The organism is Arcicella gelida, from assembly GCF_034931025.1.
In the GTDB taxonomy this organism is placed as follows: domain Bacteria; phylum Bacteroidota; class Bacteroidia; order Cytophagales; family Spirosomataceae; genus Arcicella; species Arcicella gelida.
Genome location: NZ_JAYGIL010000002.1, coordinates 26,572 through 53,063, shown reverse-complemented (window position 1 = coordinate 53,063; position 26,492 = coordinate 26,572). Strand labels below are relative to the sequence as shown.

Annotated in this window: 21 protein-coding genes; 12 read left to right on the top strand and 9 right to left on the bottom strand. The window is 33.2% G+C overall.

Annotation, left to right across the window (positions count from 1 at the left end; translation table 11 throughout):
* Positions 1 to 104: 104 nt before the first annotated feature.
* Complete coding sequence (gene mtaB / locus VB776_RS00260; RefSeq protein WP_323324861.1) at positions 105 to 1,430, bottom strand: tRNA (N(6)-L-threonylcarbamoyladenosine(37)-C(2))-methylthiotransferase MtaB; 1,326 nt, start codon at positions 1,428 to 1,430, stop codon at positions 105 to 107.
* Positions 1,431 to 1,582: 152 nt separating this feature from the next.
* A complete protein-coding gene (locus tag VB776_RS00255; protein ID WP_323258982.1) occupies positions 1,583 to 2,608 on the bottom strand; it encodes a glutamine synthetase beta-grasp domain-containing protein in 1,026 nt (341 codons plus the stop codon).
* 548 nt (positions 2,609 to 3,156) lie between these two features.
* On the opposite strand from VB776_RS00255, the gene VB776_RS00250 reads away from it, so the two are divergent.
* The 6 genes from VB776_RS00250 (at position 3,157) to VB776_RS00225 (ending at position 9,278) form a co-directional block, all read left to right on the top strand.
* A complete protein-coding gene (locus tag VB776_RS00250) occupies positions 3,157 to 5,361 on the top strand; it encodes a glutamine synthetase III family protein (protein ID WP_323324859.1) in 2,205 nt (734 codons plus the stop codon).
* Positions 5,362 to 5,449: 88 nt separating this feature from the next.
* Positions 5,450 to 6,013, top strand: coding sequence for a hypothetical protein (locus VB776_RS00245; protein WP_323324857.1), 564 nt, complete (start codon positions 5,450 to 5,452; stop codon positions 6,011 to 6,013).
* Positions 6,014 to 6,025: 12 nt separating this feature from the next.
* Positions 6,026 to 6,919, top strand: a complete 894-nt coding sequence (locus VB776_RS00240) for a CPBP family intramembrane glutamic endopeptidase (protein ID WP_323324855.1) — start codon at positions 6,026 to 6,028, stop codon at positions 6,917 to 6,919.
* Between the two features lie 28 nt (positions 6,920 to 6,947).
* Positions 6,948 to 7,649, top strand: a complete 702-nt coding sequence (locus VB776_RS00235; protein ID WP_323324853.1) for a 16S rRNA (uracil(1498)-N(3))-methyltransferase — start codon at positions 6,948 to 6,950, stop codon at positions 7,647 to 7,649.
* A 31-nt stretch (positions 7,650 to 7,680) separates the two neighbouring features.
* Positions 7,681 to 8,358 (top strand): DUF4159 domain-containing protein, encoded by a 678-nt coding sequence (locus tag VB776_RS00230; protein ID WP_323324851.1) that lies wholly within the window; start codon positions 7,681 to 7,683, stop codon positions 8,356 to 8,358.
* A 155-nt stretch (positions 8,359 to 8,513) separates the two neighbouring features.
* Entirely contained in the window at positions 8,514 to 9,278 is a 765-nt protein-coding gene (locus VB776_RS00225; RefSeq protein WP_323324849.1) for an acyl-CoA desaturase, read from the top strand.
* Between the two features lie 223 nt (positions 9,279 to 9,501).
* Here VB776_RS00225 and VB776_RS00220 read toward each other — a convergent pair whose 3' ends face one another.
* The gene (locus VB776_RS00220) at positions 9,502 to 10,800 is read right to left on the bottom strand and encodes a dihydrolipoamide acetyltransferase family protein (RefSeq protein ID WP_323324847.1); all 1,299 of its coding nucleotides are present in this window, start codon (positions 10,798 to 10,800) and stop codon (positions 9,502 to 9,504) included.
* Complete coding sequence (locus VB776_RS00215) at positions 10,791 to 12,029, bottom strand: competence/damage-inducible protein A (protein ID WP_323324845.1); 1,239 nt, start codon at positions 12,027 to 12,029, stop codon at positions 10,791 to 10,793. Before VB776_RS00215 ends, VB776_RS00220 begins: the two co-directional genes overlap by 10 nt.
* A gap of 151 nt (positions 12,030 to 12,180) precedes the next feature.
* Here VB776_RS00215 and VB776_RS00210 point away from each other — a divergent pair, with 151 nt between their 5' ends.
* The 3 genes from VB776_RS00210 (at position 12,181) to VB776_RS00200 (ending at position 14,480) form a co-directional block, all read left to right on the top strand.
* Positions 12,181 to 12,903, top strand: a complete 723-nt coding sequence (locus VB776_RS00210) for a DUF4197 domain-containing protein (RefSeq protein ID WP_323324843.1) — start codon at positions 12,181 to 12,183, stop codon at positions 12,901 to 12,903.
* Between the two features lie 71 nt (positions 12,904 to 12,974).
* Entirely contained in the window at positions 12,975 to 13,325 is a 351-nt protein-coding gene (gldC, locus tag VB776_RS00205; protein ID WP_323324841.1) for a gliding motility protein GldC, read from the top strand.
* A 126-nt stretch (positions 13,326 to 13,451) separates the two neighbouring features.
* On the top strand, positions 13,452 to 14,480 hold the full coding sequence (locus VB776_RS00200) for a thioredoxin family protein (protein ID WP_323324839.1): 1,029 nt from the start codon (positions 13,452 to 13,454) through the stop codon (positions 14,478 to 14,480).
* 74 nt (positions 14,481 to 14,554) lie between these two features.
* Here VB776_RS00200 and VB776_RS00195 read toward each other — a convergent pair whose 3' ends face one another.
* The 4 genes from VB776_RS00195 to VB776_RS00180 form a co-directional block, all read right to left on the bottom strand.
* Positions 14,555 to 15,265, bottom strand: coding sequence for a hypothetical protein (locus tag VB776_RS00195; RefSeq protein WP_323324837.1), 711 nt, complete (start codon positions 15,263 to 15,265; stop codon positions 14,555 to 14,557).
* Between the two features lie 400 nt (positions 15,266 to 15,665).
* On the bottom strand, positions 15,666 to 16,286 hold the full coding sequence (locus tag VB776_RS00190; RefSeq protein ID WP_323324835.1) for a hypothetical protein: 621 nt from the start codon (positions 16,284 to 16,286) through the stop codon (positions 15,666 to 15,668).
* A 616-nt stretch (positions 16,287 to 16,902) separates the two neighbouring features.
* Positions 16,903 to 17,580, bottom strand: a complete 678-nt coding sequence (locus VB776_RS00185) for a hypothetical protein (RefSeq protein WP_323324833.1) — start codon at positions 17,578 to 17,580, stop codon at positions 16,903 to 16,905.
* A 110-nt stretch (positions 17,581 to 17,690) separates the two neighbouring features.
* Positions 17,691 to 18,644, bottom strand: a complete 954-nt coding sequence (locus VB776_RS00180; RefSeq protein WP_323324831.1) for a hypothetical protein — start codon at positions 18,642 to 18,644, stop codon at positions 17,691 to 17,693.
* An 801-nt stretch (positions 18,645 to 19,445) separates the two neighbouring features.
* On the opposite strand from VB776_RS00180, the gene VB776_RS00175 reads away from it, so the two are divergent.
* Positions 19,446 to 20,096 (top strand): PAS domain S-box protein, encoded by a 651-nt coding sequence (locus VB776_RS00175; protein WP_323324829.1) that lies wholly within the window; start codon positions 19,446 to 19,448, stop codon positions 20,094 to 20,096.
* 220 nt (positions 20,097 to 20,316) lie between these two features.
* Here VB776_RS00175 and VB776_RS00170 read toward each other — a convergent pair whose 3' ends face one another.
* Positions 20,317 to 22,965 carry a glycoside hydrolase family 2 protein gene (locus tag VB776_RS00170; RefSeq protein ID WP_323324827.1) on the bottom strand — a complete coding sequence of 883 codons (2,649 nt, stop codon included), beginning with the start codon at positions 22,963 to 22,965 and terminating at the stop codon, positions 20,317 to 20,319.
* Between the two features lie 431 nt (positions 22,966 to 23,396).
* Between VB776_RS00170 and VB776_RS00165 the strand changes: the two genes are divergently transcribed.
* Positions 23,397 to 25,889 (top strand): PIG-L family deacetylase, encoded by a 2,493-nt coding sequence (locus tag VB776_RS00165; RefSeq protein WP_323324825.1) that lies wholly within the window; start codon positions 23,397 to 23,399, stop codon positions 25,887 to 25,889.
* An 87-nt stretch (positions 25,890 to 25,976) separates the two neighbouring features.
* Positions 25,977 to 26,408, top strand: a complete 432-nt coding sequence (locus tag VB776_RS00160; RefSeq protein WP_323324823.1) for a CHRD domain-containing protein — start codon at positions 25,977 to 25,979, stop codon at positions 26,406 to 26,408.
* Positions 26,409 to 26,492: the final 84 nt, after the last annotated feature.

Sequence of the window (26,492 nt, the reverse complement as noted above, 5' to 3'; positions counted from 1 at the left end):
AGAAACAATTATAGGCTTTGTTTGTCAGCAGTTTAGGAGTAAAATGAAAACGAGACCATCCTTTTAAGAATAGCCTCGCTAAAATATTGTAATATCAATGAATATTAATGTGTTTCATAAACCTCAACTTCTTCAACTTCTACAAGCATGTTTTCGTTGATATTCGAAAGCTTTATTTTTTTTATTTCATTAATCAAGATTGGGTCATATTTGGCTGTTACTCTGATATAATTTTCAGTGAAACCCTGCATTTGTCCATTTTCAACATCTTCTTCAAAAAGTACTGTAAATGAATCTTCAAGATGTTCTTCGTAAAAAAATCTTCTTTTTTTATCAGATAAAATATGAAGCATTTTCGAGCGTTCAGCTCTTTTACTCATTGACACTACAGGTTTGATAGCCAATGCTGAGGTGTTTTCTCTTTCTGAATAAGTAAAAACGTGTAAATAACTAATTGGTAATTCGTTCAAAAAATTATAAGTTTCTAAAAATTCTTCGTCCGTTTCTCCTGGATGACCTACAATTACATCAACGCCAATGCAACAATTAGGCATTAATTCCTTTATTTTATTTACTCTATCTACATAAAGCTCTCTTTTATAGCGTCTTTTCATTAAAGCCAATACCTTATTTGAACCCGATTGTAATGGAATATGAAAATGAGGTACAAAACGTTTTGAGCTTGCTACGAAAGCGATAATTTCATCAGTCAATAAATTAGGTTCAATTGAAGAAATTCTAAAACGTTCAATACCTTCAACTTCGTCTAAGGCTTTTACTAAATCTAAAAACGTATTTTCTCTTTTTCCATTTTGAAGACCAAAATCACCGATGTTTACGCCAGTTAAAACGATTTCTTTTACACCACTTTCAGCGATTTCACGAGCCGCTTTTAATACGTTTTCTATAGTGTCAGAACGACTTCCTCCTCTAGCTAAAGGAATTGTACAGTAAGCACATGGATAATCACAGCCATCTTGTACTTTTAAGAAAGTACGGGTTCTATCGTTTAATGAATACGAAGTATGGTATTCTACAGCTTCTTCAATATTTTGATTATAAACTTTGGCTTTATTGCCTGAAGGTTCTTTTACAAAACCGTCTAATAAATCTATCAATTGAAATTTTTCTGCTGCACCCAATACCGCATCTACTCCTTCAATATTGGCAATTTCCTGAGGTTTTAATTGTGCATAACAACCAATGATTGTTACATAACCATCAGGATTTATTTTATTGGCTTCTTTTACAATTTTCTTACACTTCTTGTCAGCATTTTCGGTTACTGAACAAGTATTGATGATGAATATGTCTGGCTTTTGATTGAACTCAACTTTTTGATAACCTTTTTGCTCAAACATTCTTGAGATAGTTGAGGTCTCAGAATAGTTAAGTTTACAGCCTAATGTATAAAATGCTACTTTTTTCATACTGCAAAGATAGTTATCAAGATTGAAATTTGTAGCTAAAAAAGTAAAACTAGCTAGATATTAGATTCATAATTAGCTGATTATCTGATATAACAATAAAAAAGCTCGACTAAATTAGTCGAGCTTCCTTGATATTATATGCTGTATCAAAATTAGATAACTGCAGTTTTAACAGTTTTAATGATACGAGCAGCCACTTTGTATGGATCAGCAGCAGAGTTTGGACGACGATCTTCCAACCATCCTTTCCATCCTTTTTGTACTGCAGCGATTGGAATACGGATTGAAGCACCACGGTCAGAAACTCCATAAGAGAATTGATCGATAGATTGAGTTTCGTGTTTACCAGTCAAACGTAAGTGGTTATCAGCACCATATACTTCGATGTGTTCTTTCACGAAAGGAGCGAATGCTTGGCAGATGATGTCGTAAGTTTCTTTTTTACCAGCTGTTCTAAGAGCAGTGTTAGAGAAGTTAGCGTGCATACCTGAACCATTCCAGTCAGTATTACCAAGAGGTTTACAGTGGTAGTTAACCCAAACACCGTATTTCTCACAAGTTCTTTCTAATAAATAACGAGCAACCCAGATTTCATCACCAGCTTGTTTTGCACCTTTAGAGAAACATTGGAATTCCCATTGACCAGCAGCAACTTCAGCGTTGATACCTTCTACGTTTAAACCAGCTTGAAGACAATATTCTAAGTGTTCTTCAACGATGTTACGTCCGTAAGCATTTTTAGCTCCAACTGAACAATAATATGGTCCTTGTGGACGAGGGTATCCGTTTGAAGGGAAACCTAAAGGAAGATTTGTAGCTAAATCGTATAAGAAGTATTCTTGTTCAAAACCAAACCAGAAATCATTATCATCATCTTCAATCGTAGCACGACCGTTAGACTCGTGTGGATTACCTTCAGAATCTAAAACTTCGCACATTACAAGATATGATGGAGTTCCCAATAAAGAACGTTCAGGATCTTTGCAAATGAAAACAGGTTTCAATTGACAGTCAGAAGAACCACCTGGAGCTTGCTCTGTTGATGAACCATCAAATGACCACATATCGCAATCCTCTAATTTACCGCTAAAATTATTTTCAATTTTAGTTTTACTACGAAGGCTCTGAGTTGGTTTGTAACCGTCCAACCAAATGTACTCAAGTTTAGCTTTTGCCATGATTTTGTTATTGGATTTTTATTTATTTGGTTAATTTCCTTATTTCTTGCTACAAATTTATACTTCAAAAGTTGAATTTCACAAGAAAAAAATGATTTTTATGAAATTTTTAAACATGGCTATGTTTTTTCGATTGATTTGAACTATTCTAATGCGTTAAACAATTGCCATATTTCAATTGATGAAATTATATTTTGTTATTATCAAAATTACAATACTTTATTTTGTAAATCAAAATTTTTGCAGAATAAAATATAAAGTTCTTGAAATAGTTAAATTTTTTCTTTAGTTATTTTAATGTTGATAAAATTGTGATATTTGAAGGTTATTGATTTTTAATGAAAAAGTTGATTTTGGGCTATTTTTTTAAATTTTAAGAGGGATTAATTAATAAAAAATAAATTTCAATTACATTTATGCGTGAGTTTATTATTTAGTGGAATTAAAAGGTAGAGATTGAAATGTAATAAGTAGTTTGCTTGAGGCTTCAGTCAAAACCCTGAGTGAAATATCCATTAACATTAAAAAAATAATCTGAAAAATTTTATATGGCAATTGCAAGATTTAAAGCACTTGAGTTAGCTCAGTCACGTCCGACTGTACCGGTAAAAATACCGACAGAAAAAGTAACCGATTATTACGGAAGTAATACTTTTAATGATGAAGTAATGCGTTCCTTATTAAGTCCTGAAGCTTATCTGAAAATTACAAATGCGATTGAAGATGGTAAGAAAATTGATAGAGAAGCCGCTGATGAAGTTGCAGCTGCGATGAAATCATGGGCTTTGTCGAAAGGAGTAACACATTATACACACTGGTTTCAGCCATTGACGGGTACTACTGCTGAAAAGCATGATGCTTTCTTTGACATTACTGGTAAAGGTAAAGCAGTTGAAAAATTTAAAGGTTCAGCATTAGTTCAACAAGAACCTGATGCTTCATCTTTCCCAAATGGTGGTATTCGTTCTACTTTTGAAGCCCGTGGTTATACAGCTTGGGATCCTTCTTCTCCAGCCTTCATTATGGAAAATGTTGCAGGAACTGCTACTTTGTGTATTCCTTCGGTTTTTGTTTCTTATACTGGCGAGGCTTTAGATTATAAAACACCTTTATTGAAATCAAGTGAATTGATTGATAAAGCTGCAACTAAAGTAATGAATGAATACTTTAGTCGTGAAGTATCAAAAGTGTCGGCTTCTGTTGGGATTGAACAAGAGTATTTCTTGGTAGATGAAGCATTGTACAATGCTCGTCCAGATTTGATGATGTCTGGAAGAACAGTTTTTGGACATTCGCCTGCTAAAGGGCAACAATTGGAAGATCATTACTTTGGGTCAATTCCTTCAAGAGTTAATGCTTTCATGGTTGATTTTGAATTAGAAGCTTTGAAATTAGGCATGCCAGTGCGTACTCGTCATAATGAAGTTGCTCCAGCTCAATTTGAGGTTGCTCCAACATTTGAAGAAGCAAATTTAGCTTGCGACCACAATGCTCTTTTAATGGATTTGATGAATAAAGTAGCTGCAAAACATAAAATGCGTGTACTTTTTCATGAAAAACCATTTTCTGGTATCAACGGTTCTGGTAAGCATAATAACTGGTCTTTGGCTACAGATACAGGTGTAAATCTTTTAGGTCCATCAACTAAACCAAAAGAAAATTTACGTTTCCTTACTTTCTTTGTGAACACTATTAAAGCTGTTCATGATTATGCTGATTTATTGCGTGCTTCTATCGCAACAGCTGGGAACGAACATCGCTTAGGTGCTAATGAAGCTCCTCCAGCCATTGTTTCAATTTTCATCGGAACAGAAATGACTCGTGTATTGAATGATTTAGAAAACCTTTCAGAAATGCACGATATTAAATTAGAAAAAGGAGATAACGTTTATCTAAGATTGGGAATCAATAAAATTCCAGCACTTTTATTAGATAATACTGATAGAAATAGAACATCACCTTTTGCTTTTACGGGTAATAAATTTGAGTTTAGAGCAGTTGGTTCTTCTGCTAATTCAGCAGCACCAATGACAATCCTTAACACGATTGTGGCTAACCAATTATTACAATTCCGTGAAGAAGTGGATGTTTACTTGGAAAAGGGCATCAAAAAAGAATTAGCAATTGTTGAAGTATTGAAAAAGTATGTAAAACAATCAAGAAAAATTCTTTTTGAAGGAAATGGTTATTCGGAAGAGTGGGCAGCGGAAGCGGCTGAAAGAGGATTATCAAATCTAAAAACTGCTCCTGAGGCACTTAGAAAATATTTGGATAAATCGGCGATTGATTTATTCTCGAAACATGGTATTTTCAATGAAATTGAAATGCACGCACGCTATGAAATCGAGATTGAAAATTATATTAAGAAAATCCAAATTGAATCAAGAGTTGTTGGAGATTTAGCTATCAACCACATTGTTTCAACTTCTTTGAAGTATCAAACTCAATTAGTTGATAATGTTCGTGGACAAAAAGAGATTGGTATTGATCCTCAGTATTATGCTCCGACAATTGAAATCATCAAGAAAATATCTATCTATACTGCCAAAATCAACAACTTAGTTGATGAAATGACAGAAGCTAGAAAAGAAGCTAATAATGTTGAAGATACCGCTGAAAGAGCAAGACTTTACAGTACTAAAGTGAAGAATTACTTAGAGGAAATTCGTTATTGTGTAGATAAATTAGAACTTATCGTTGATGATGATGAATGGCCTTTACCAAAATATAGAGAATTACTATTGATAAGATAAGTAAACAATAAGCCTGAAAATGCCCACAGCACTTTTGTGTTAGTGGGCATTTTTGTTATCTTTGAGTCATAAATTAATCTATTGTAATATGTCATTAAAATCGAATCCGGGACTAGACCCTAAAGAAATTGAACAGTTAAAAAAGGAATGCAAAGAAGCAGGAAAGAAGTTCGTTTATTTTGAAGACGAACTGAATGATGAACCTGATAACGTTGAAGAATTTGTTCACGTTCAGTTTGTAGGTGAATACAAAGGTCAAGAAGCAATTTTTGATGCTGTTATTTACTCACTTCGTTTGCATTACAACAGTATTGTTTATGAAACTGCCGAGCGACAAGCGATGAAGTCTTTTCCTTTATATGTTCCTGTAGAGAACCGAGATGAGACTTATACTTCAAATGAGGCAATGGATGAAGAAGTAGAATTGTTCATTACTGAATTGATTGAAGAAATTGAAGAAAACGAAGAAATTAAACTTTCAGAGCATTTGGAAATTGATGAAGATTTTGAATTCGGAATCGGATTAGAAGTATGCTTGAATGTTGAAGAAGTAAATGATAAAGTAGTTACTAAATTTGTGGACGATTACTTGTCTGGGAACTTCAAATTAAACCCAACTTTGTTTTCTTTCAAAACTGAAGCTGAAGACTAATTTCGTTTATAAATGTTTAGTAATTCTCCAATTTGGTTTAAGTCACTTATTAAAGTCTTTGGATTTCTGTTGTTCTTCATCTTTTTTGTTGGACTTGGAAGAACTTTCACTGTATTTCTGTTGACTTTCGTTTATCAAATCGACTTCGACAAGCTTTATGAAATAATTATTTTGCCTCAGCACTATGATAAATTATTAGTGTATGAAATAGGGGGACTATTCTTTGAAATATTAGCCGTTTGGCTTTATCCAAGAATGCTTGGGAAAAGGATTTCACTCAAAAGTTTGGGGTTAGATTGGAAAAACAAAAGTAAAGATTTTGCCTTTGGATGTATTATTGGCATTTTTTTAATAAGTACTGGATTTATTATATTGAAAATTATGGGATTCGTTCAAGTTGTAAAGCTTGAATTTAATCCCATAATTTTCGTTTCATATACTTTCTTTTTTCTAGCAGTTGCCGTTTCAGAAGAACTTATGGCTCGTGGATACGTGCTGAGTACTTTAATGGAAGGCACCAATAAGTATATTGCTCTGAGTACTTCTGCATTTATTTTTGCAGGTTTACATTTGATGAACAATCACATTGGCTTCATTCCTCTTGTCAATCTTACTTTAGCTGGTTGTTTATTGGGAATTTATTTCATCTTCCAAAAAAACTTAATGTTTCCGATTGGGCTACATTTTACGTGGAATTTCTTTCAAGGAGCAGTCTTTGGCTTTGAAGTATCTGGACATGATATTCAAGGAATCGTTTCTCAAAACGTACAGGGCGACATTATATGGACTGGCGGAGCTTTTGGCTTTGAAGGTTCAATCGTTGCTTTACCCATTGTAATACTTGGTATTGCATTTATTTACTTTTTTTATCGCAATTCAAACACTTCTGCTGAGAACATTAAATGATTTTCAGAATTATAAGAAGACAAATTCCATGAATATATTTTACGAACCGAATATCAAGCAAACTTTACTGTTGAATGAAGAAGAATCTCGCCATGCCATAAAAGTACTTCGTTTGTCGGTCGGGAGTAAATTGTATGTTGTAGATGGTAAAGGTGGTTTTTATACATGTGAAATTAGGGTTGCACACGAAAAAAAGTGTGAAGTAAAAATTGTTGAAGAACAACAAAATTATGAACGCCATGATTTTTACATTCATTTAATTATTGCTCCAACCAAAAACATGGATAGAATTGAATGGATGGTTGAAAAATGTGTAGAAATGGGCATTCATGAAATTTCTTTTATTCAAACTCGTTATTCAGAACGTAAGGAAATTAAAACGGCTAGAATTGAGAAAATTGCGATAGGAGCGATGAAGCAATCTTTAAAAGCATTTTTGCCAAAAATCAACGAAATGATTACTTGGAAAGCTTTTTTGCAAAAAGAAGTAGCTGAATCTCAGAAAATGATTGCTCATTTGGAAGAAGGAGATAGAAAATTAATTCAAGATTTAGCTACTCCAAAAGGGAATTATGCAGTATTAATTGGGCCAGAAGGTGATTTTAATACAGATGAAATAGAACAAGCCTTGAAAAAAGGTTTTCAACCTGTTACTCTAGGGAAAAGTAGATTAAGAACTGAAACCGCTGGTTTAGCAGCTTGTTTTACCTTGAATTTAATTAATCAATAATGAAGTATTTAATCAATCAAGTAATTCAACAATGAAGAATATCCGTAAAAGTATTGCTAGTATTTTATTGTTAATTTTTTTCTTGGTTTTTAATCATCAAAGTATTGCTCAATATTCATTTAAAATTGCCAAAATGAAGTATGGTGGAGGTGGAGATTGGTATTGTAACAAGACTTCATTGACGAACCTAATCAAGTTCTGCAATAGTAACCTTAGAACGAATATTGCTCCCGAAGAAGATATTGTAGAACCTTCAAGCCCTGAATTATTTACTTATCCCTTCGTGCATTTAACAGGACATGGAAATGTGCTGTTTAGTGATGGAGATGTGGCTAATCTTAGAAAATATTTAATAGGGGGAGGTTTTTTGCATGTTGATGATAATTATGGTTTAGATAAATTTATTCGTAGAGAAATGAAAAAGGTTTTTCCAGAATTAAGTTTTGTAGAGTTGCCTTTTAATCATCCTATTTACAATCAGAAATTCAAATTTCCCAATGGTTTACCCAAAATACACGAACATGACAATAAACCACCACAAGGTTTTGGTTTGATTTATGAAGGTAGATTAGTCTGTTTTTATAGTTTTGAATGCGATTTAGGAAATGGTTGGGAAGATCAAGCTGTTTATAAAGACCCAGAAACTATTCGTTTGAAAGCTTTACAGATGGGTGCAAATCTATTGGCTTACTCGCTTACTTCCTTCTAAAGCTTGCAAATGTCAGAATAAAAAATATTTAAACCCTTTTTAATAAACATTCGGTAACTTTGTTAAGGTTTTACTGTATAAGTTTTAAATAACTTATACAGTAGCTGTCTTTTTAATTCTCAATCACAAGAACAAATTAAAATAATAATATAATCATGCAGTTGGTATTGCCCGCTTTTATCATTCATTGGTACTTATCTTTATTTAGCCAAACGTTTTTTTTACACCGTTATTCGGCACACAAGATGTTTACCATGAATAAGTTTTGGGAGAAATTTTTCTATTTCCTCACTTACGTTTCTCAAGGTTCATCTTATTTAAGTCCACGTGCTTACGCAATCTTACACCGTATGCACCATGCTTTCAGTGATACTGAAAAAGACCCACATTCACCACATTTTTCGGATAATGTATTTGCAATGATGTGGAAGACAAAAGATATTTATAATGCTCTGTTAAATAACAGTTCTAAGATAGAAGAGCGTTTTGACCATAATTATCCTTTTTCAAAGACTATAGAGAAATTGGGAGATCACTGGATTTCAAGAATTGGTTGGGGTATTGCTTATGTTGTGATGTATATAGTAGCTTTTGTTTATTTTGACATGCACTGGGCATTCTTTTTTTTATTGCCTATTCACTTTTTGATGGGACCTGTTCATGGTGCAATTGTAAATTGGTCAGGACATAAATATGGTTATCAAAATCATGATAATAAAGATAAATCTAGAAATTCTTTAATATTTGACTTTTTGATGATGGGAGAGTTATTCCAAAATAATCATCATAAATTACCTAATAGCATGAATTTTGCTTCAAAATGGTATGAATTTGACCCAACTTACCCAATGATTAAATTATTAATCTGGTTAAGAATTATCAAACCAAATTTAAGCAAACCTGCTGATGCTGAGTTTTAGATATTGAGTGAATTAATGAATGAGTGATTCTCAATATTTGATATAATCAATAAAAAACCTGATTGAATTATTTCAATCAGGTTTTTTTATGTTCATAAGATTTTAAAATATTATGAACTATTACTTTCTTAATCTATTTCATTTTAACCGATAACCGATAACCGATAACCGATAACCGATAACCGATAACCGATAACCGATAACCGATAACCGATAATAATTACTAAAGCTTTCTCTCAATCTCAAAAGCCTCTAAATAATCAGACACTCTTTTTACAAATTGCCCGCCTAATGAACCATCAACAATTCTATGGTCGTAAGAATGAGAAATAAACATTTTGTGACGAATACCTAATAAATCTCCTTGAGGTGTTTCAATTACCGCTGGTTTTTTCTGGATTGCTCCAAATGCCATAATTGCTACTTGTGGCTGAACGATAATAGGAGTACCCATAATGTTTCCGAAAGTACCGATATTAGAGAAAGTATAAGTACCACCTTCTAAATCCTCTGGCTTTAGTTTATTTTCTCTCGCTCTTTTGGTTAAATCATTGATTTTCTTTGTTAGACCAATCAAATTATAAGAATCAGCATTGTGAATCACTGGAACGATTAAATTGCCATTCGGCAAAGCAACAGCCATTCCAACGTTGATATTCTTTTTATAGATGATTTTATCACCATCCACAGAAGCATTAATTTGTGGGAAATCTTTAATAGCATTTACAATGGCTTCCACCAAAATTGGTGTGTAAGTAATGTTTTCGCCATATTGTTTTTTGAAAGCATCTTTAGCGTTGTTTCTCCAAATTGCCACATTCGTCATATCTGTTTCAACGAATGAAGTAACGTGTGGAGCAACCCTTTTAGATTCTATCATACGTTCTGCAATCATTTTTCGCATTCTGTCCATCTGAATAATTTCATCTGTACCAGAAGTTAAAACAGGAGTAGGGCTTGTAACAATTTTTTCAGGAGCTTTTACTGCTGGGATATTTACTTTAGCCGTTTTTCTATGTTCTAAATAAGCTAAAATATCATGTTTGGTTACTCTTCCGTCTGCTCCCGAACCTACGATTGTGTCTAGTTCAGCCGTTGAAATGTTTTCTTCTTTAGAAATACTTAATACCAAAGGAGAATAGAATCTAGCACCTGTATTTGAAACTGTTTCTTGAGCCGTTGGATCAAGATTAATACCTGTCAAGGTTTTGATTTCTTCAATTTCTTGAGCAAGTTTATCTGAAATAACTTCTACTTTTGGTAAAGAATCTACTTCTTCACCTTCAGTATTAATGATACAAATAGGTTTTCCGATTTCTGCAATTTCTCCTTCTTGAACCAAAATTTCAGTTATGATACCCGATTCAGTGCAAGGTACTTCTGTATCAATTTTATCAGTAGCTACTTCTAATAAATATTCATCGGCTTCAATTTTTTCGCCTATGCCTTTAAGCCACTTTAAAATAGTAGCTTCCATGATACTCTCGCCCATTTTGGGCATAATTACTTTGATTAAAGCCATGTTGTTCTTAATAAATTCAGGATGTTGATTGCTGTAAGATGAATATTTTGTTCACGAAATCCACCCAATTGCAATTTCTTTGTGATTGTTTGTTGTTCTGAAGCGATGGCAATCCAGATAGTGCCTACTGGTTTGTCAGCTGTTCCTCCATCTGGACCAGCTATTCCGCTAGTTGCTAATCCAAAAGTTGTATGGCATAATTTGCGAATATTTTCTGACATTTCGATAACTGTTTGCTCTGAAACTGCTCCGAATTGTGTTAATGTTTCAGCTTTTACACCTAATTGATTGATTTTAACAGCATTGTCATACGATATAATTCCACCCATAAAATAGGCTGAACTTCCTGATACTTTAGTGAACTGATGCCCTAAATAGCCACCAGTACAACTTTCAGCAGTAGAAACTGTAAAGCCTTTTTCTTTTAATAAACGACCGATGGCTTCTTCTAGTTCTTCGTTTCCAAAACCATATACATAGTCTTTGATGATGGGCAATACTTTTTCAAATTCGTCTTCTACTTCTTTTTCAAGTGCTTTAATGTCTTCGCCGAAACCAGTAAGTCTGAGCTTCACACTTCCCATTGAAGGTAAATAAGCTAATTTAATGTGCGGAGGAAGTGCATCTTCCCAAGCATCAATCATTTCTGCTAATAATGATTCACCAATACCAACAGTACGAATTACTTTATGGAAAATTACAGGTGTTTTAAAGTACTCTTGAATTTTAGGTAATAATGAGATTGTCATCAAACCTTTCATTTCGAAAGGTACGCCTGGCATTGAAATATAAACTACTCCATTTTGTTCAAACCACATGCCGGGAGCTGTTCCCATGGTATTTTTGATATAAGTAGCATTGGCTGGTAATTCTGCCTGACCAAGATTTAAGCCTGTTACTTCTCTTCCTCTTTTTCTGAAGAATTCTGTTAAATCAGTCAAAGCTTCTTGATGTACTTCAAGATTTGTATTGAAGTATTTACAGAATGTCTTTTTGGTAATATCATCTTTTGTTGGTCCAAGTCCACCCGTTACAATCACTAAATCTGCTCTTTCTGTCGCTTCTTGAAAGATTTGTAAAATGGCTTCTTCTGTATCGCCAACGGATGATTTTCTAACGGTGCGAATCCCTATTTTATCAAGTTCAGCACTAATCCACTGCGTATTAGTATCGGTAATTTGTCCATATAATATCTCGTCACCAATGGTAATTATCTCTGCTCGAATCATTTTTATTTTTACCTTTTAGCTAAAGGCTTAGTCCTAATTGATTATTTTTGTTCAAAATTACACAAATTCAAGTGTTTTGGCGTTTAAATGGCAATGACTTTCCATAAAATTTTGTCAGTTTTCATATTGTTAAACATTGAAATTTAAAAAAATGAAAAGAATTTTCTTAGGCCTATCATTATTGTTTTCTGTGAGTAGTTGTAATTCACAGAATATTGGTAATATCCTCAAACAAGCAAATGATGTTTTGAGCGGAACACCAGGTGCTTTAACAACAGATGAAATCGGTAAAGGTTTGAAAGAGGCTTTAACTGTTGGTATTAAAAACAGTTCATCAAAAGCTTCTGCATTAGATGGCTATCTTGGAAATCAAACGATTAAATTATTGTTTCCACCAGAGGCACAAAATGTAGAACAGAAGCTTCGTCAGATTGGTTTGGGTGCACAATGCGATAAATTTATTACTGCATTAAACCGTGGAGCAGAAAAAGCAGCAGAAAAAGCTGTTCCTATCTTTGTGGATGCTATTACTAAAATGACGATTCAAGATGCTTTGAGTATTTTGAAAGGCGATAAAGATGCCGCAACCAATTATTTGAAAAGAACTTCTTCTGTGGCTTTAACCAATGCTTTTGCACCAGTAATGGAGGAATCTATCAATTCGACAGGTGCTACAAAATTGTATGGAGATATTGCTACAACGTACAATAAAATTCCTTTTACAAAAAAAGTAAACCCAGATTTAAAACAATATGCAACTCAAAAAGCAATTGATGGGTTATTCCTTTTAGTCGCTCAAGAAGAACAGAAAATCAGAGAAAATCCTGCTGCTCGTGTATCGGATTTATTGAAAAAAGTCTTTGCAAATCAATAGTCTATTAGCTATCAGTTTTTGAGACGATTCAATTTTTAAAACAATTATACAAAAAGTACCCATCTTTTATAATGAAACATTCTGAAATTAATTTTAAAGTAACATTAGACGACCAAAGTATCCCTGAACAAATTCAATGGTCTGCAACAGACAACCCAAATGAAGGTATTGAAGAAACAAAATCAATCTTTGTAGGTGTTTGGGATCATTACCACAAAGGAACGTTAGCTTTACCACTTTGGACAAAAGATATGGACGTTTTAGAAATGAAACGTTTTTACATTGAAGTAATCGGAAGTATTGGAAATACCTTAGTAGATGCCACTGGCGACCAAAAGATGTCAACTTTAATTGATAACCTTTGTAGAACTTTAACTAAAAACCTACAAGAAGAAATTAAGGCTGCTGAACAACAGCAGTAAGAAAAACCTCATCCCCCAGCCCCTTCTCCTGTTGAGAAGGGGAGCTTTTATTCATAGAGTTTTCTCCCCTCTCAACAGGAGAGGGGGCAGGGGGTGAGGTTCTTATTTCAATCCCCATTTTTAACCATGAAAAAATTCTTTATTCTCTCTCTTTTTGTATTCCTCACGCATTTAGTTACTGCACAAAAAGGAACAGCTTTTTTACAAAGTGGTAATCTAAAAACGGTTTTCGATTTAGCTAAAGCTCAAAACAAACCTGTTCATTTAGAAGTGTATGCACCCACATGTCATGTTTGTAATGCCTTTAAACCTACTTTTGAAAATGCTCAAGTAGGAAGTCTCTACAATCAAAACTTTGTCAATTACAAGCTAGATATTACTTCTGCTGAAGGTGCAGCTTTTTTGAACAAACAAGGTATTTGGATTCCTTCAACACCAACGCTTTTGTTTTTTGATAAAGATGTAAAATTAATGCACATCACCGTTTTGGGCGAAAACTACAATACTCCACAAGCATTAATTGAAGCAGCCAACAAAGCTCTTGACCCTAAACAACGCACCAGTAATTACAAAGCAAGCTATCGTTCGGGGAATCGTGATGCCAACTTTTTGATAGAATATGGTTTTATGGCGAGAATCATGCGTGATACACTTGATAACATCAATGTGATGAATAATTATGCTAAAATCGTTCCTGCAACACAATATGGCAATAATACCAGCTTTTTATTATTACAGAAAGTAATCATGGATGATGAGAATGATATTTTTGAATACATGATTAGCCATTTAGGAGAATTTAATGCCAAATATGATAAAAACTTGGTAAAACAAACAGCTGAAAATATTATCATGTATTCTTTGTATAGTAGTCGTGGTAGTAAGTATTCTGTGGCAAAAATCAACAAAGTCAGAGCAAATTTGGCTAAACTAGGCGTTGATAAAAAGTCAATTAATGGCAGGGTGTGGAGAGAAGAATCAACAGCTTATTTCCGTGAAGGACAAGTGCCTAAAGCTCTTGCTGTGTTAGATAGCTTAGTGGATGCTACAACTGATAAGAAATCATACAAATTCTTGAGCAACTGGATTAAAGCCAGAAGCTCCGATAAAGCAGCTCTAGCAAAAGCCGCTCTTTGGGATGCAAAGAGTAAATAAGTTAGCACATAAACACATAAAAAAGCGTCTTGAAAATTCAATTTCAAGACGCTTTTTTATTGTATGTCTTTTCCTTACAAAAACCTGTAAGTTACTCCAAAGCGTATTAGTCTTGAAACGCATTCTGTTGAACCACCAACATAACCTGCTTTATAACTCATAAAGCCATAAGAATAACCTGCATAAACGCCCATTTTGTTATAATTTACTGCAAGTTGAATTCTTGGTCTAACTTCAGTATTGATGGTTTTTCTTTCAATATCAGTAGTAAATACTGTACCGTCCACAGCTGTTGCTTTTCCGTTTTCATGCGTTTTAAGATTGGTACCAATATCAAAGCCTCCAGTTAAATCAAGGGCTAATTTCTTAGTATGAAAGCGATGACCCAGAGATGGAAAGATATTGATAAAATCTGCACTTAAAATTGTACTCCCTTCGGTTGTAAGAAGATTACCAGGAGATTGAGGACTTCCATATACTCCAAGAAGATTTACTTTACTTCTCAGACTTTCATAGCCAAGGTCAAGACCAAGAATAAAATTCTTTTTGGTAACTCTCTTTAAATTCCCAGAGAAACCATACGAAAGTGCCGATTTCGTGCCATAAGGATTATTGGTGTACCCTCTTTTAATATCTGCACTGTAGTTAATATTTGAATTAGCATTAGTCGCATCGCCATGAAATGAAAAAAGTCCAGAATTTAAGGCGAAATGTAATTCTGTTTGTTGAGCAAAAGTACTTGAGAGTGCAAAAGAGGCAAAAACGGTGAGTAGTAATTTTTTCATGTTTTGTGTATTTTATTGAAATGTTTAGAAATATTAATTGGTTTGATAAAGATAATTAAATCTTGAGTGTAAGTGCTACTTTTACGATTGAATTATAAGAAATTTTTATTATGAGAGCTAAGTATAATCCTAATAAGGTTTTTAAAACCTTACTGGATTGAAGGCACTCTGACTTTGTTGGTGTTTTTTCACCAACAAGACAGACAAAATCAATTATAGACGAAATGATGCGTTGCTGACGCCTGTCTTGTTGGAAATAATTCCAACAAGGGCAGAAATTTAATGAAATATGAATTTAAAGTAACTATTTGGCGATAAAAGAAAATATACAAGCATACCAAAAAGGGATTGATGAAAGTTTTTTCATCAATCCCTTTTTTAATTATATGTGTTTGAAGTCTCACAAAACATAACTAAACACCACATCTGAATACACCAAAACAGATTCTTTGCCTTTTGCGGTTACTTTGATGGCGTATTCTGTGCCTGATTGTAGGTTTTCAAATACCATTTTTTTGCGACTGCTAATATGTGTTTCCCAAATACTTGTTTCTGTGATGGGAGCAGTCGTAATCTGATAAATATAGCTTTTGGCTCTGTGTATTTTGTCTATATTGGCGATTAAAGTACCTTTTACTGGACTGTTGACTACTGTCAAATTGCTGGGTTTGGCTAAAATACCAACAGGCTTTCCTTTCTTTTTAACCTCAAATCCTGAACTTTGGGCTATTGCTTCATTATCAAAACAATTCATATTTACATACAAACCCAATAATTCCAATTGTTCTTCTAAAATACTTCTACATTCTTTTTTATAGAGCGTTGCTTGTTTACTTCCAGTTCTTGAAGAAATCAAAGCATCCAGAAAAGCGATTCTGCTTTGATTAATTTCTTCTAAACTGGGTTGCGGAGCTGGAAAATGAGCGTTTGATGTTAAGCTTTGAATAATTGCTAAAGTCTTGATGTTTAATTCATCTTCTCTGCATCTTTTAAAACTTCTGAGGATAGTAATTTTAGGCATATCAATGGGTGTTTTAAATGTTGAACATGTATGAAATAAAGTAGATGATTAAAGTGCTGATTTGTAGTGACTTAATCTTGAAATATTTGTTTAAAGATAAGTTTTTTTTGAATATTTAGCTAAAATTTTTCTTTAGAAAATTGATTGATAATTTTTCAACAAAGGCTTATCTCTTAGTAATTTCTCTTTTTTGCTTGTTTACAAAATTTTGTTGTAGTGTAACAATGATTTATTGTTACACGTAAAAATTATAAAATAGTATAACAATGATTTATTGTTACACGCAAAAAATATCTTTTAGTATAACAATCAGTAATTGTGATACGTAAAAATTGCATTGTAGTATAACATTGGCTTATTGTAATACATATCAACTTTATTGTAGTATAACAATGACTAATTGTTATACGTTAAAATTGTATTTTGATATAACAATAGCTAATTGTAAGATGTAAAAACTATAAAATAGACTTACACAAAATACGAGAAAGTGTCAAAAAAAAAAACGGTAACTGCAAGCGTTACCGTTACAATGATTTTAATAAGCATTCTGATTTTGTTAAAAATAATCAAGGAGGGGATCGTTTCAACAAAGGCAAATAAGTCTTTATTTGTTTTATAAATTATATTTTGGACTTAATGCTGATAGCTTTAATTTGAGTTGCTCGTAATAGGGTTGCCATTCTTCATTTGATGGGTCATTAAATTTTTTGTCCATTCTATTTAGTTTACTTTCGAAGTCTGGGTCATTGCATAATTTTGAAATAATTAATCCTCTAAAATAAGCATCTAAACTACCATGTAATCCTCCTTTTTCTCTATTATTCCAGTTCAGATCTTCTGATTCTAATGCGTTCATCAAAAGTAGCAAATTAGGCAAATAACTATATTTATCAAGAAAAGCCTTACCATTGGTTTCGGTATATTGTTTAATAGCTTTGGCATATTCTTGTACTTGTTTTTTGGTTTCTAAAGGTCGGTCTTCATTAATATTAATTACACTTCTATCTACAATTGTAGGTAAAAAATATCTGTCTTTATTTATATATGAGTCCAAGCCAATATTGGGTAAACCTATTTCAAGAATAACATTCTCCACATCCCAATGAGAAATATTGAATCTTGTAAAAAAGATTGTATTTGTAGAAAAGAAATTCATATAAAAATGTATTACATAATCACTTTCTACAAATCTTATAAACTGAGGAGCGCCCATATTATTCATCAATTTATATTTCCTGTCATTGAAATAGGGTTTAAGAATATCAAATAATTCCTTTCTTACACTTTGCATTTTTATTATAGTTTTGAATAGTAAACGGTAACTGCAAGCGTTACTGTTACAATGATTTTAATGAAAATTTATCTATGTTGACAAGAGATTTTTAAGTCAGCTCATTCATTTCAAATAATTTCATTCCTTACTTCAATACCTTTTATGTTTAATTGCTCTTTTAATTGTAGCCAAGTAGTATCGCTTAGTGTGGATGCTTTGTATGAATTCGATTTAAAGTCTTTAGTGATGATTCTGATAGCATTAGGGCTTTTTCTGGCAGTTTCAAAGACTATTTCTTCGATGTCTTTTAGAGCATAAATATTTTGCCAAAACCAGATATTATGATTTTTAATAACCAAATAATCGTTGGTAATGATGATGTAATTCATCATCCAAGAAAAAAATAAAATGCCTGCTATTAAAAATAATACACTGTATATTATTGTGGGCGAGTAAGAATTGCTCGTCATTGAATAGATTGAATAAACAAAATAGGCAACAAAAAACCAAAGTATGATTCCTCTGAAACTCGTAAATTGATTTCCATCAAAAACCTTCGTTTCTGTTGATGTTAAATCAATAAATTCATACTGATTTACTTCAAACGATTGATAGGCTTGTTGTTGTTCTACCACTTGATAAAGGAAAGATTTTATTTCCCATAAATTCTCATATAAATCATCATAGAGTACTTTCTCTGTTCCGTTTTTAAACTCAATAATCATCCCTTCCATTTCATTTCTATAGGTATAGGTGCTACTAAAAGGTATTTTTGTAGAAAAAGTAATGTCTGTAATGTCTTTGATAAGGAATGATTCACTATCGCCAAAAGTAATAACATCATTTTTGATAGTAACTACAGGCGTTTTTTTGAAATAAATAAATGTGTGATGAATTGAGAATGCAACCATTCCTAATCCTAAGAGAAAGAATATCCAATTAGCCCCTTCTAGCTCATCATCTATGAGCTTATCAATTGTGGATAGTAAGATTGTTGAACCATAGAAAAGGAAGAAAGCACAGGTTGTGGTAAGGATGATGTAAAATCTATACAGATGTCTTTGTGTTGAAATTGTTGTCATTGTTTTGTGCAGTTTATTTGTTTGTATGTATTCAGAAGTTTTTAATTAACCTATAAGGATTTATATGATTGACTAATAATAAGAGCTTTAACCTCAAATCATTATAGGTTTATATCCTCAATTAATTTATTCTTAGTACTTATGTAATTGATAAAGATAATTATTTGGCTTTAATTTCTTCATTATTTTACAATTTTTAGAAGTAGTTAGTTTGTTGTAGAGGCAATTCCTTGCGGTTGTCTTTATTGCTTGGAATAAAAAACGGTAACTAGAAGAGTTACCGCTACGATGATTTCATTAAGCGTTTCGCCTTTGTTAAAGATAATAAACAAGCCTAAAAAAGTAAACAACCTTCATACAATACGATGGCGGTCGTAAATGTATGAGGTTGTTTTATTAAGAAATAGTGGTTATGAGTTATTAGTGGCGGTTTTAATGTGCTTGTATTCTTTAAGAAACAGCAAGTAATATAAATTATTGGCGGTAATGAATACTACTTGCAATGTTCATGAGCTTGATTGCTAATGCCTTATCAAATTTCATATTCAAAATTATAACTTTTGTGAAGGCAACTGAATGACAATTACCAGATACTTTTGTGAGTATAATTGCTCATAAAAATGATAAATGTCATTTATTAAAATGACTGGTTATAAAATACTTTTAACGTAACTTGATAAATTTTAAATTGCTGAAAATTAGATTTATCAATTCGAAAAACTGCTTTTTATCAGTTTTTTAGGCTTTGTAGTTCAAATACTTAATTTTGTTTTTTAAATCTATCTAAAGGTGACACACATTATGGCAGATAATTATACTTTTAAGGATAAGTCTAAACGGGAGTTATTACGATTTCTGGAGGCATATCAAATGGCAATTAACGAAAGTATCATTTGCTCTGTTACTGATACAAATGGAGTTATTGTTTATGTAAATAAAAAGTTTTGTGAGGTAAGTAAATATCAGGAAGAAGAGTTGTTGGGGCAAAATCATAGGATTTTAAGTGCTAATTATCATCCTAAAGCATTCTTTAAAGAAATGTGGCAAACAATTTCTGCGGGAGAAATGTGGAGAAGTGAGGTGAAAAGTATTGCTAAGGATGGTACTTATTTCTGGCAGGATAGTATCATTCTTCCTGTTTTTGATGAAAGTCGTAATATTATTCAATATTTTTCTATCAGAATTCCTATTGATGAACGTAAAAAAGCAGAGGAAGATAGAGAACAGCGTATTAAGGATTTAGAAGGGCTTTTATTTAAGATTTCGCATGAAGTACGTCATCCAGTTACGTTGATGTTGGGAATCTGTAATTTATATGATGATACTTCTCTTTCACAAGAAGACCATGCTACTTTTATCAATGCCATTAAACACGCTGCGGAAAGATTAGATATTTATACCAGAGAAATGACTGAAGTACTTAGTAAACTTAGAGATAAAGAAGATGTGTAGGAGTTGATTTTGAGTTTATGAGTTTAAGGTTTATGAGAAGTATTCTCTGCAATTGTCCGTGAGACACGGACAACAGCGGAGTTATTTTTCTATTAGCAGGCGAATTAATTCGCCTGCTAATAGAAAAATATTCATTGATAAAAGCTAACGATTTATAAGAATACTTAACATCAAACAAAAAACTCTTCTCATCAACTTTAAACTCATAACCTCATAGACATTAATTAACATTGAAATACTTCAAAGCGTAATTCCAGCCTTCAATAGATACTTGTGGTTTTGTTTGTAAAGGAACGTTGTCGATGATAATGGTTTTCTCAGCACCAGGGGCAATCGAAACATAATTATCATTATAAAATACTGGTAAGATTCTCTCTTTACTCGTGGCATCTACTAAAGATACTCTGTTAAAGAAAGCAATTGGATTATTCGCTGGGTTGGTTAATCTTACTTCTATTTTACCTGATGCAATACTTTTTACGGATACTTTTAAATTTTCAGCAGCTTTCATTTTTTGTAAACCAGAATATTCTCCTTTTGCGTTTGGATACCAGTATATATTATCACTCACTATTTGTTTATTTTCGTCTAATAATTGTAAAGACAAAAACGAACCATCTTCAGCACCAATTTCATCTAAAACCTTTTTTACAGAAAGTATCTTTTTCACAGAACTTGCTTCAATATAAGTAAACACTTGGGTTATTTCTTTTACAGTACCGTCTATCTTATACGCTTTAGCTACTAGCATTAAATTTCTACGAGCTTTGAAATCATTGTTTACCATCATCAACATTCCATCTACAGGATTTGCCATGATGTGTACCAATTCGCTACCATTTCTTAAACCATACAAACAAGCGTTAGGATCTAAATAGTAATCATACATTTGTCCACGCATGGCTGTCCAAGGATTTTGTGTTTTCCAAATGATTACGCCTGTGTACCAATCCCAAATATGAGAAGAGAAACCTTCAATCAGGCCACGATATTGATCATAATTGACTAATTGTGCTTTCAAACCAAAATCTTTAATGTCTTTAGGTTTTCCATAAGGATTAATAAATTCATTGTAACCAACGCCTGTATAAGTATGATATGTCCAAACAGAATCAGGTTTTTGATTAGCATCATGATAAGGAACAACAAGGTTTTCTTTAGGAATAAAGCGTTTCAAAGATTCATAATCACCCGTACCTACTGAACCAACTTCTGAATTGAAAGGAAAAGTACGCTGATTCCAGAAAACATCAAGCGGTTGAATACCATAAGGACCATCGCCATTACCACCTAATGAATTAAATGACATTTCATCAGAATTGGAATAATCTATAAACCAACGAGTACCGTCTAGTTTAGGCAAAATCTCATCTCTTAAAGGAACAAGGATGTCTTCAGGCGGAGTAATCTCATTTCCACCGCACCATATTGCCAAAGAAGCATGATTTCTTACCATTTTAATCATGTCGGCGGCAGATTCTAAGAATAATTGATGATTATCAGGATAATTTCTTCTAGTCCATTGGTCTTCTTTCTTCATTGGGTCAACCCAACGACCATTACAATCGCCCGACATCCAGAAATCTTGAAAAACCAACATGCCATATTTATCACAAGCTGCATAAAACTCAGGACGTTCTACCAAAGCTCCGCCCCAAATACGAATAAGATTCAAGTTCATATCACGATGAAAACGAATTTCTGCATCATAACGCTCGTCGGTAAAACGTAACATCGCATCAGAGATAATCCAGTTACCACCTTTGATAAACACTTTTTGTCCATTTACATAAATCTGGCGACTAGCCGTATGTGCATTCCAATCAGTCTGAATTTCACGGACACCCACTTTTACAGCTTCTTGGTCAGATACTTTATTGTTGACGATAAATTCAAATTTGGTATCATACAATTCTTGTTTTCCATAACCAGCAGGCCACCATAAACGGGGATTCTTTAAAGATAAATCAGCTAAAGAAACAGTAGTTGTGCTATTCGGAGGAAGAATTACTTTTTTTGATACTTTCATTCCATCCATTGTATAAACCAAAGTACCTTCCACTTTTTGGCTAGAAGGATTCTCTAAATCGGCAGAAGCTTTGATGATGGCAGGTTTTTGAATGGCATCAGGCATTCTTTTTTCAGGAACTAGCGTAATGATATGCGGGTCTTTTAAGTTTACTTTTCCTGTTTTTTCGATATAAACTTTATCCCAAATACCTGTATTTCTATCACGGATTGGGCGAATCCAGTCCCAACCAGCAGTATATTGTAGCGAAACGTTCTTGGCGATAGTTCCATCACCGCCTTGTCCACCATTGGCATTTCCGACAGTGTAAGGAGGATAAACAATTACAGCTAAACGATTGTTGCCATCTTTTGCCAAGAATTTTGTAATGTTGAAAGACTGACGCAAAAACATTCCTTCAAATACTTTTTGGTTTACTTTTTTACCATTCAAGAAAACATCACAAGCGTAATTAATACCTCTGAACTTTAACCAAACTTCAGAGCCATCGGCAGGAATACTTTCTTTAAAATCTTTGGCAAACCAATAAGTGTAATAATCACGACCAGTATTATAAATATCTGGAATTTTCTCGTTGTTCATGCCATAAAAAGGATCTGGCACTTCTTTATTAGCCAGCATACTTGTAAGCACTGTTCCAGGCACAACGGCAGGTTTCCAATTATTAAGTGAAAAGCTAGGAGAGGAGATTACTTCACCACTTTCTTTGGTGCTTTTAATGGGATTACATTTCCAAGCACTATTCAGTTCGTACTGATTTTGTGCTTGGATTTGTTGGACAAACAATAACATCAAAATAAGATGAAATTGCTTGAGATTTAGTTTTAAAAAATTGGACATAGTAAGAATGAAAATTATTAATATTTTTAGAAGTACTCAGTTGCTCGACGTTTATGATAAAAGCCAAGCCTTCTTCATTGCTGATGAATGATGTGCTAAATTTAATACAAAATATTTTGGATTATTGTACTTTATTGTAAGATTTCGTTTAAAATAAGCAAGAATACTTAACTTTTATTTTGTAATCGGCAATATATGTAAAATATTAAAATATTTTTAGGTAAATAAGAGAAGCTGTTGAATTGGAGTATTGATGTAGCATAATTGTAAAATATTGAGAATATAGATTTGTTGTATTTTTTGCCTTTTTCAATGCCATTAACGTCATTCAGCGAATTAATTTTATTCCTGACGTTAAATCCATTATTTTTCTCTCTTTAATATTCTTAATGTTTTCCATTAATTTCACGTTGAACTATAAAATTTCTCCAATGAATATCAAATCGAATAAAAACATTTTCCTATTCCTAATACTGCTTGGTTGTTTTTTCAATAGTAATGCTCAGCCCATTAAACCCATGCCGACTGGTGAGCTTTTATTGAATCTCAAAAAATTAAATGTTCTTGGTACAGCCATGTACATAGCTGCTCACCCAGACGATGAAAATACGGTGATGCTTTCTTGGCTTGCCAAAGAGCGTAAAGTAAGAACTGCTTATCTATCAATTACTCGTGGAGATGGCGGACAAAATTTAATAGGTTCAGAATTAGGTGATTTATTAGGCTTGATTCGTACACAAGAATTATTGGCGGCACGTGCCATTGATGGACCAGAACAATATTTTACTCGTGCCAACGACTTTGGTTTTTCTAAAAACACCGAAGAAACTCTTCAGATTTGGGGAAAAGATGCTGTTTTAGCTGATGTGGTATGGAGAATCAGAAATCTTCGTCCAGATGTAATCATTTGCCGTTTCCCTCCTGATGCTCGTGCAGGGCATGGAAATCATTCTGCTTCGGCAGCTTTAGCAGAAGAAGCTTTCAAACTTTCTGGCGACCCAACTAAATTTCCAGAACAATTAAAATACGTAAAACCTTGGCAAGCGAAAAGAGTAGTTTGGAATACTTTCAATTTCGGAGCAGTATCACAAAAGCCTACAGAAGGTACTTTTATTCAAGTGGAAATTGGCGGATATAATCCTTTATTGGGAAAAGCTTATTCTGAAATTGCTGCTGAAAGCCGTTCACAACATAAATCTCAAGGTTTCGGTGTTCCTCGTACTCGTGGTTTACGTCCAGAGTATTTTGTTCATAAATTCGGTGAACTTGCTCAAAAAGATGTTTTTGATGGCGTTGATTTAACTTGGAGTAGAGTAAAAGGCGGAAAAGAAGTAGAATCTTGGATTAATCTTGCAATCAATAGCTTTAATCCAGAAAATCCTTCAACGATTGTTCCTTCTTTGTTAGAAGCTTACAAAACGCTTGATAAAATTGGCGATGAGTATTGGAAAACACAGAAGAAAAAAGAAATAGAAAACCTGATTATTGCTTGTACAGGTTTGTATTTTGAAGCCAATCCAAATGAATATTCTGCTTCTTCGGGAGAGAAAATCAATATTCTTGCTACAGCCGTAAAACGTTCGGATTTTGCTATAAACTTACAGAAAATCAAATTAGTTGGTTTGGGAAAAGACAGCACTTTCAATGTTAGTTTAGCCAATAATGAATTGCAACGCATTAATTTCTCAGTAGAAATTCCTAAGAATCAGCCATTGACACAACCTTTTTGGTTGGCTGAAAAGAAAATGGGAAAAGGAATGTATCGTGTAGATGAGCAAACTTTGATTGGTTTACCAGAAAAACCAGCAGATTTACAAGCAGAATTTACTTTCGTGATTGATAATCAGTCTTTCACTTTTAGCACGCCAGTGATTTATAAATATACAGATGAAACTCGTGGAGAGCTTTATCGTACTTTTGAAATTCGTCCAGAAGTAACGGCGAATATTTCAGATAAAGTATATGTTTTTGCGAATGACCAAGCCAAAGAAGTAGAAGTAACTTTAAAAGCTGGAAAGAGTAAAACTTCAGGTACAGTAAGTTTAGATTTACCAACAGGTTGGAAAGCAAATCCTGCCAATATAGATTTTAATTTGGCAAATAAGTATCAAGAAATGAAATTGGTATTTAAAGTTACTCCTTCAAGCACAACACCAGAAGGAACAGTAAAAGCCATTGTAAAAACAGCCAATGGAACTTATGATAGAGGAATTTTAACTGTTGCTTATGACCACATTCCTCCGCAAACACTCTTCCCTGTGGCAGAAGCTAAAGTAGTAAAATTAGATATTAAAACGAAAGGTAAAAACATTGGTTATATCGTAGGAGCAGGAGATGATGTACCAATGGCATTACGCCAAATTGGTTATAATGTAACGATTTTAACAGAGAAAGAATTAAACGAAGATTTATCAAAGTTTGATGCCATCGTTGTTGGTGTAAGAGCTTATAATACCGAAGAACGCATTACTTATTATCAGAAAAAACTGATGGAATATGTTGAGAAAGGTGGAAACATGGTTGTTCAATACCAAGTGAATAGCAATTTGCAAAAATTAGAAATGGGCATTGGTCCATATCCTTTCAAATTATCAAGAGATAGAGTAACTGTGGAAGAAGCGGAGGTTCGTTTCTTAAAACCAGAAAGCATTTTATTGAATAGTCCAAATAAGATTACTTCAAAAGATTTTGATGGTTGGATTCAAGAAAGAGGTTTGTATTTCTCAAACGAATGGGATGGAAAATACGATGCCATTCTTTCATCAAACGACCCGAATGAAGCACCAGCAAATGGCGGTTTATTATATGCAAAATATGGAAAAGGGAATTATATTTTTACAGGATATGCTTTCTTTCGTCAATTGCCAGCGGGTGTATCTGGAGCGTACAGATTATTTGCTAATTTGATTTCAGCGGGTAAATAATTTTTTGAAGACGCAACTAAAGTTTAATAAGAGTCGTAAGTGTTTGTGAAGACTAAATGCTTTACAAACACTTAAACTCTTATTAAAATGAAAAGAATTCTCTTATCTCTTTTGCTTTCAAGTTTTTTCCTAGTTTCATCTTGTAAAAGCGAAGACGAAGTTTCCCCAGAAGTAAAATTCAATGTAAGTCTCAATGGCTCATTAGAAGTACCCGCCAATACTTCTACAGCCACAGGTTCGTTTGTTGGTACTTATAATAAAACAACAAAAGTTATTTCTTACACGATAAACTACAACGGAATTACGCCAACTGCTTGGCATATTCATAAAGGTGCGGTTGGAGTAAATGGAGGAGTAATCTTTGCTTTGGGAACAACATTCAATACTGCTTTTAGTAGCAAAACAGCTGCATTAACAGCAGAACAAGAAACAGATTTAATGGCAGGTAATTATTATGTAAACATCCACAGTGCTTCAAAACCAGGAGGCGAAATCCGTGGACAATTAATTTTACAATAGCTTTTTAGCTGTGATATTTTAGTCATATTCATGTTAATAAAAAAAAGTGTAGCGGTAGCCTTTACGGTTACCGTTTCTTGTATC